Source organism: Streptomyces sp. URMC 129 (assembly GCF_051386415.1).
In the GTDB taxonomy this organism is placed as follows: domain Bacteria; phylum Actinomycetota; class Actinomycetes; order Streptomycetales; family Streptomycetaceae; genus Streptomyces.
In genome coordinates this window covers 1-6,503 of the sequence record NZ_JBPQTQ010000205.1, presented here as the reverse complement: position 1 = coordinate 6,503, position 6,503 = coordinate 1, and the positions used below count along the sequence as shown (strand labels likewise).

Below are 6,503 nucleotides of genomic sequence, written 5' to 3'. Positions count from 1 at the left end.
GCCCGGCCAGGGGCATGCGGGCAGGTCCCGGGGCAGGAGGTCACGCATGCTGACGGCGATGACGACCGGGGCATCGAGCGACTCGTGTGCGGTGCGCGGACCCCGGCCCGCGGTGGCCTGCTGTGAGGCGCCGCCGGCCAGGGACGGGAAGGGCTCCGGGCGCGACGCCTTTCTCGGGGGTACTGGCGTCGCGGCCGGAGGTTCCGGGGCTGGACCTTCGTCTAGCGGGCGAGCCAGGCGGCCGTGTCCGGCGGGAGGAGACCGTCCTCCAGCGGCCCGCTCGTCAGCAGCACCTCGGTGTGGTCCGGCAGGGCGCACGGCGCGTCCGACAGGTTGACCACGCAGGCGAAGCCGGGCTCGCGGGCGAAGGACAGCACGTCCTCCGGCGCGTCCAGCCAGGTGAGGGCGCCCTCTCCCTCGCCCAGCGCCGGGTGCGCGCGGCGCACCCGCAGCGCCCGCCGGTACAGCTCCAGCATCGAGCCGTCGTCACCGCTCTGCGCCCGCACGCTGCGGTCCTTCCACGCGGCCGGCTGCGGCAGCCACGGCTCGGCGGTCGCGCCCTCGGGGCTGAAGCCGAACGGCGGTTCCTGGCCGGACCACGGGATCGGCACCCGGCAGCCGTCGCGGCCCCGGACGGTGTGCCCGGACCGCTCCCATATCGGGTCCTGGAGCACCTCCTCGGGCAGGTCCTCGACCTCTTCGAGGCCCAGCTCCTCCCCCTGGTAGACGTAGGCGCCGCCGGGCAGCGCCAGCGTCAGCAGGGCCGCCGCGCGCGCCCGGCGCAGGCCGAGCCGGAGGTCGAACGGGGTGTCCGTGGCGAAGCCGACGTTCCACTGCCACTCGGCCTTGTCCCGGCCGAAGCGGCTGACGTGGCGGGTCACGTCGTGGTTGGACAGCACCCAGGTGGTGGGCGCGCCGACCGCGCCGAGGCTGGAGGAGGTGAGGTCGATGGTCGCCCGCAGCTTGGCGGCGTCCCACTCCGTCACCAGATAGTCGAAGTTGAACGCGGTGTGCAGCCCCTCCGGCCGGACGTAGGCCGCCAGCCGCTCCGGCGTGTCGGGCCCCGCCTCGGCGACGAACATGCGGTCCCCGGGGAACTCGTCGGCGACCCGGCGCCAGCTCCGGTAGATCTCGTGCACCTCGTCGCGGTCCCAGTGCGGGTGGTCCACGTGCTCGGCGGCCCTGCCGGGCGTCCGCACCGGCAGCGGCGGGGAGTCGGGGAACTCCGGGTGCTTGATGAGGCCGTGGGCGACGTCGATGCGGAAGCCGTCCACGCCCCGTGCGAACCAGTGGCGCAGGATCGACTCGAACTCCTCGCGGACCTCCGGGTTGTCCCAGTTCAGGTCGGGCTGCTCCGGCGCGAACAGGTGCAGGTACCACTCGCCCGGGGTCCCGTCCGGCTCGGTGACCCGGGTCCAGGCCGGGCCGCCGAAGCAGGAGATCCAGTTGTTCGGCGGCTCGTCCCCGTCCGGGCCCCGGCCCGGCCGGAAGTGGTAGCGGGCCCGCTCCGGGCTGCCCGGCGCGGCGGCCAGCGCGGCCCGGAACCAGGCGTGCCGGTCGGAGGTGTGGTTGGGCACGATGTCGGGGATGACGCGCAGGCCGTGCCGGTGCGCCTCCTCGATCAGCGCCTCGGCCTCGGCCAGCGTGCCGAAGACGGGCTCGATGTCGCGATAGTCCGACACGTCGTAGCCGTGGTCCGCCATGGGGGACGGGTACCACGGGGTGATCCAGATGGCATCCACGCCCAGGTCGCGCAGGTAGGGCAGCCGGGAGCGGATGCCGGCTATGTCGCCGACGCCGTCGCCGTTCCCGTCGGCGAAACTGCGGATGTAGATCTGGTAGATGACGGCATCGCGCCACCACGGTGCGGTGGAGGTCATGGGGGTGCGTGACTCCTTGTCGGTTTCCGGTGCGGGCCCGGTCATTTGACGGAGCCGGCGGTGAGGCCGGCGACGATGCGGCGCTGGAAGAGGAGGACGAGGATCACCAGCGGCACGGTGACCAGGACACCGGCGGCCATCTGGCTGCCGAACGGCGTGTCGAACTCCGTGGCGCCGGTGAACTTGGAGATGGCGACGGGCGCCGTCTGGATCTCCGGCTTGTTGGTCATGGACAGCGCGATGAGGAACTCGTTCCAGGCCGCGATGAACGTGATGATGGCCGTGGTGAAGATGCCCGGCGCCGCCAGCGGCAGGATGATCCGGCGGAACGCCTGGCCCCGGGTGCAGCCGTCGACCATGGCGGCGTGCTCCAGTTCCTGCGGCATCTGCCGGAAGAACGCGGTCAGCAGCCACACCGCCAGCGGCAGCGCGAAGGACATGTCCGGGACGATCATCGCCTGGTAGGTGTTGATCCAGCCCCAGTCCGTGAACATCTTCAGCAGCGGCACCACGATCGACACCACGGGGAACATGGTGGAGGCGATGATCAGCGTCAGCAGCAGCCGCTTGAACGGGAATTCCAGCCGCGCCATCGCGTAGGCGGTGACGGTGGCCAGGGACAGCGCCAGCAGCGTCGTCGTCCCCGCCACCACCACGCTGTTGACCAGCGCGCGGCCGAAGCCCTGGCCGGGCTGGAAGACCGCCCGGTAGTTCTCCAGCGAAAGCGGCGACGGCAGCGGCGACTTGTCGAAGATGTCCGAGGTGCGCCGCAGGCTGGACACGATCATCCAGAAGAACGGCGCCAGGCAGAAGACGACGATGGCGGCCAGACCGAGGTTCAGCAGCCACCGGCGCAGTGGGTTGAGGGTGGTCGTCATGCCGTCACCTCCGCGCGGCCCGCACGCCGGCGGAACCGCCGCGCCCGCCGGGCCGGGCCGCCGTCGCCGAGGAGATCGGCGCCCAGCAGCCGGACGAAGGCGACCGCGATGAGCAGGACATAGAGGAAGAGAAGGACCGCGTAGGCGGCGCCGGGGCCGAAGCGGACGTTGGACGCCTCGTCCAGCGCCAGCATGGACAGCGTCTCCACCGACTCCTTCCGCGACCCGACGAGGATGAACGGCAGGTCGAACATGCGCACCGCGTCCAGCGTGCGGAACAGCACGGCCACCAGCAGCGCCGGCCGCACCAGCGGCAGTGTGATGTGCCAGAACTGGCGGGGGGCGCTGGCACCGTCGAGACGGGCCGCCTCGTAGACCTGCCGGTCGATCACCTGGAGTCCGGCCAGGACCAGCAGCCCGATGAAGGGTGCCGTTTTCCACACCTCGGCGATGATGACGGCGACCTTGGCGTGGACGCCCTCGGTGGTCCACAGGATGTCGGTGCCGAGCACCGCGTTGGCCACGCCGTCGCCGTTGAAGATCCACCGCCAGAGCAGGGCGGACATGGCGGTGGGCACGGCCCACGGGACGAGGATGCTGGCCCGCACCAGGCCGCGGCCCCGGAACGCCCGGTGCATCACCAGCGCCATGGCCACGCCGATCACGGTCTCCAGGGCCACGGTGGTGACGGTGAAGAACGAGGTGTTCCAGAACGCGTTCCAGAAGCGCTCGCCGTGCTCGCCGAAGACCGCGGCGTAGTTGTCGAGACCCACATAGGGCTCGGTCGCGCTGAAGAACCCGGTCTCCGGGTCCAGACCGCGCACGCCGTACAGCGACTGCCGGAACGCCTGCACGGTCGGGTACAGCACGATCAGCCCGAGCGCCAGCACGGTCGGGGAGACCAGCAGCGCGGCCAGCCGGGCCGAGCTGCGGCCCTGGGCGGCGCCCGCCGCCGCCCACGAGGGGCGGCGACGGACGCGGCGGGCCCGGCGGGACCCGCGGGACGACGGGCCGGACGCGGCCGACGAGGCGGCCGGTGGGGAAGTCTGGGTGTCCACCATGATCGGACCCCTTAACCGGCGGTGTATTCGAGCAGCGTCTGCTGCAGGTCGGACAGCGCCCGCTCGCTGCTCTTCTCGCCGGTCAGGGCCGCGTACGCCGCGTCCTGGATGGCGGCGGTCACCCGGCCGTACTCCACGACGCGGGGCCGGGGAACGGCGTTGAGGATGGACTCCTTCAGCTCCGGCAGGTACGGGTACTGCTCGGCCAGCGCCGGGTCGTCGTACAGGGCGGCGTAGCAGGGGGCCGACGAGGTGACCTCAAGATTGGTGCGCGCGTTCTCCTCGTTGGAGAAGAACTTCATGAAGTCCAGGGCCGTGGCCTTGTTCTCGGCGAAGGAGGACAGGGCCAGGTTGTGGCCGCCGAGGCTGGAGGCGCCAGGGCCGTCGAGGCCGGGCAGCGGCGCGACGTCGAAGTTCCCGGCGACCTCGCTGGAGCCGTCCGTGGCGTTGGCCATGCCGTACATGTAGGGCCACTGCCGCATGAAGACCAGGTCGCCGCCCTGGAAGGCGCGGCGGCCCTCCTCCTCCTTGTAGGTGATGGCGTCCCGGGGGATCGTGCCGTCCTCGAAGGCGCCGACGAGGAAGTCCAGGCCCGCGCGGGCCTCGGGGGTGTCGACGTCCGGCGTGCCGTTCTCGTCGGTGATGACGCCGCCCGCGGAGTTGACGGCCTCCGCGAAGTTGACCGTCAGGCCCTCGTACTTCTCGTGCTGCCCGGTGTAGCAGGACATGCCCGCGGCCTCGGGCAGGGCGAGCACCGCGTCGCAGGCTTCCTCCATCTCGGCCCAGGTGGTGGGGGGCTCGGCTATGCCCGCGGCCTCCAGCAGGTCGGAGCGGTAGTACAGCAGGCCGCCGTCGGAGGTCTGCGGCACCGCGTACAGGCTGTCGCGGTACATCGCCGTCTCGACCGTCGGCGGCAGCATCTCGTCGAGCGGGAACTCCTCGGCGGGCAGCGGTTCGATCCATTGGTGGGCGGCGAACTCCGACGTCCACACGACGTCGAGGGACAACACCGTGTAGGCGTCGGACTGCGTCTCCGCGTTCTGGATCATCTGCTGGCGCTGCTCGTCCGCGTTCTCGGACAGCTCGATGAGGGTGACCTCCTCACCGGGGTGGTCGGCGTTCCAGCGGTCGATCTGCTCCTGGACCGTGCCGGTGACGTCCTTGCCCTGGACGTAGGTGATGGGGCCGCGCCCCTCGAACGAGCCGGCCTCGCCCTGCGGGTCGCCGCCGTCGCCGCCTCCGGAGGAGCCGCAGGCGGTCGCGGCGGCGGCGAGCACGGTGAGCAGAACGAGCGGGCTGCGCACCGGAGTTCTTCTTCTACGGGTCACGGTCACTCCTGTCGGGCTGGGACGGACACGGGGTGCGGTCCGTCTCGCACGGAATCATGACAGCGCTGTCATGCACGGTGGGATGCGCCGACATGCGGAAAAAGGGGGGATGGGGATGGTCTTCGCGTGCGGCTCGGCGATCTTTCCGGTTGCTCTATGACAACGCTGGCAAATTAGGAGGGCGTGTGAAGGAAGTCAATGTGCTACCTTCGGGTAATAATTAGGTGGCGGATGCAGGTGGCCTCCGCGTGCGGCGGGGCGGCGCCGGAGGCGGCCTGCTCAGCGGTGCATGGCAGCGCTGTCTCACCGGATAGTTCCGACCGGGGCACGCTGTGCTACCTTCCAGCCATGCCGGCAGCACAGGGTCACCCCACCATGGCCGACGTGGCCCAGCGCGCCGGCGTTTCCGTGTCCACGGTCTCCCGCACCCTTCGGGGCCTGTCCACCGTCTCGCCCGAGACGAGGAAGCGCGTCGAGGCGGCGGTGCGCGAACTGTCGTTCGTGGTCTCCCGCCATGCCGCCAGCCTCGTCACCGGCCGGACCGGGACGGTCGCGGTGATCACCCCCGGCGCCCACACGTGGTTCCTCGGCGCCGCGCTCACCAGCCTGGCCGGTGTGCTGCGCCGGGCCGGCCGGGACCTCCTCGTCTACACCATGACGGACATGGCCGAGCGGGACGCCTTCTTCGACCGCATGCCGGCCCGCCGCAACGCCGACGCGCTGCTCGTCGTCTCCTTCGATCTGTCCGCCGAGGAGAGCGCGGTGCTCGACAGCCACGGCGTCCCCGTCGTCTACGTCAGCCAGCACGCCGACGACCGGGCCAGCGTCTACGTGGACGACGTGGCCGGTGCCCGGAAGGGCGTCCAGCATCTGCTGAACCTCGGGCACCGCCGCATCGCCTACGTGCAGACCGCGACCGGCCCGTTCCGGTTCAGCGCCCCCGCCCGGCAGATCGGCTACGAGCAGGCGCTCACCGAGGCGGGCATCCCGGTCGACCCCGCCCTCATCGTGCGCTCCGCCTTCGGCCGCCGCTCGACCGGCGAGGCCGTCGGGCATCTCCTCGGGCTGGCGGAGCCGCCCACCGCCGTGTTCGCCGAGATCGACCAGATCGCCATGGAGGTGATCTGGACCCTGCGCGCCGGCCGCATCGCCGTGCCCGACCAGATCTCGGTGATGGGTTTCGACGACCATGAGCTGGCGGAGTGGATGGACCTGACCACGATCGCCCAGTCCCCGGCGGAGATCGGCCGGCTGGCGGGCGAGCTGGCCTGCGAGCTGATCGACGACCCGGAGGCCGACCGTGCCCGGCACATCGTCCTGCCCACCCGCCTGATCCCCCGCGGCACCACCGCGCCC

At 71.5% G+C, this 6,503-nt stretch carries 5 protein-coding genes; 1 reads left to right on the top strand and 4 read right to left on the bottom strand.

Annotated elements, in window-relative coordinates; all coding sequences use genetic code 11:
- Positions 1-221 precede the first annotated feature (221 nt).
- From ACSNOC_RS26575 to ACSNOC_RS26560, 4 genes are read right to left on the bottom strand one after another with little or no spacing between them, the layout of a single operon-like run.
- Positions 222-1,880: a glycoside hydrolase family 13 protein gene (locus ACSNOC_RS26575; protein ID WP_436750121.1), complete on the bottom strand. Its 1,659-nt coding sequence runs from the start codon at positions 1,878-1,880 to the stop codon at positions 222-224.
- A 41-nt stretch (positions 1,881-1,921) separates the two neighbouring features.
- The gene (locus ACSNOC_RS26570; RefSeq protein ID WP_436750120.1) at positions 1,922-2,758 is read right to left on the bottom strand and encodes a carbohydrate ABC transporter permease; all 837 of its coding nucleotides are present in this window, start codon (positions 2,756-2,758) and stop codon (positions 1,922-1,924) included.
- On the bottom strand, positions 2,755-3,819 hold the full coding sequence (locus ACSNOC_RS26565; RefSeq protein WP_436750119.1) for a carbohydrate ABC transporter permease: 1,065 nt from the start codon (positions 3,817-3,819) through the stop codon (positions 2,755-2,757). The genes ACSNOC_RS26570 and ACSNOC_RS26565 overlap by 4 nt, the downstream gene beginning before the upstream one ends.
- A gap of 11 nt (positions 3,820-3,830) precedes the next feature.
- A complete protein-coding gene (locus ACSNOC_RS26560; RefSeq protein ID WP_436750118.1) occupies positions 3,831-5,123 on the bottom strand; it encodes an ABC transporter substrate-binding protein in 1,293 nt (430 codons plus the stop codon).
- Positions 5,124-5,495: 372 nt separating this feature from the next.
- Between ACSNOC_RS26560 and ACSNOC_RS26555 the strand changes: the two genes are divergently transcribed.
- The coding region (locus ACSNOC_RS26555; protein ID WP_436750117.1) for a LacI family DNA-binding transcriptional regulator at positions 5,496-6,503 on the top strand (1,008 nt) is incomplete at its 3' end.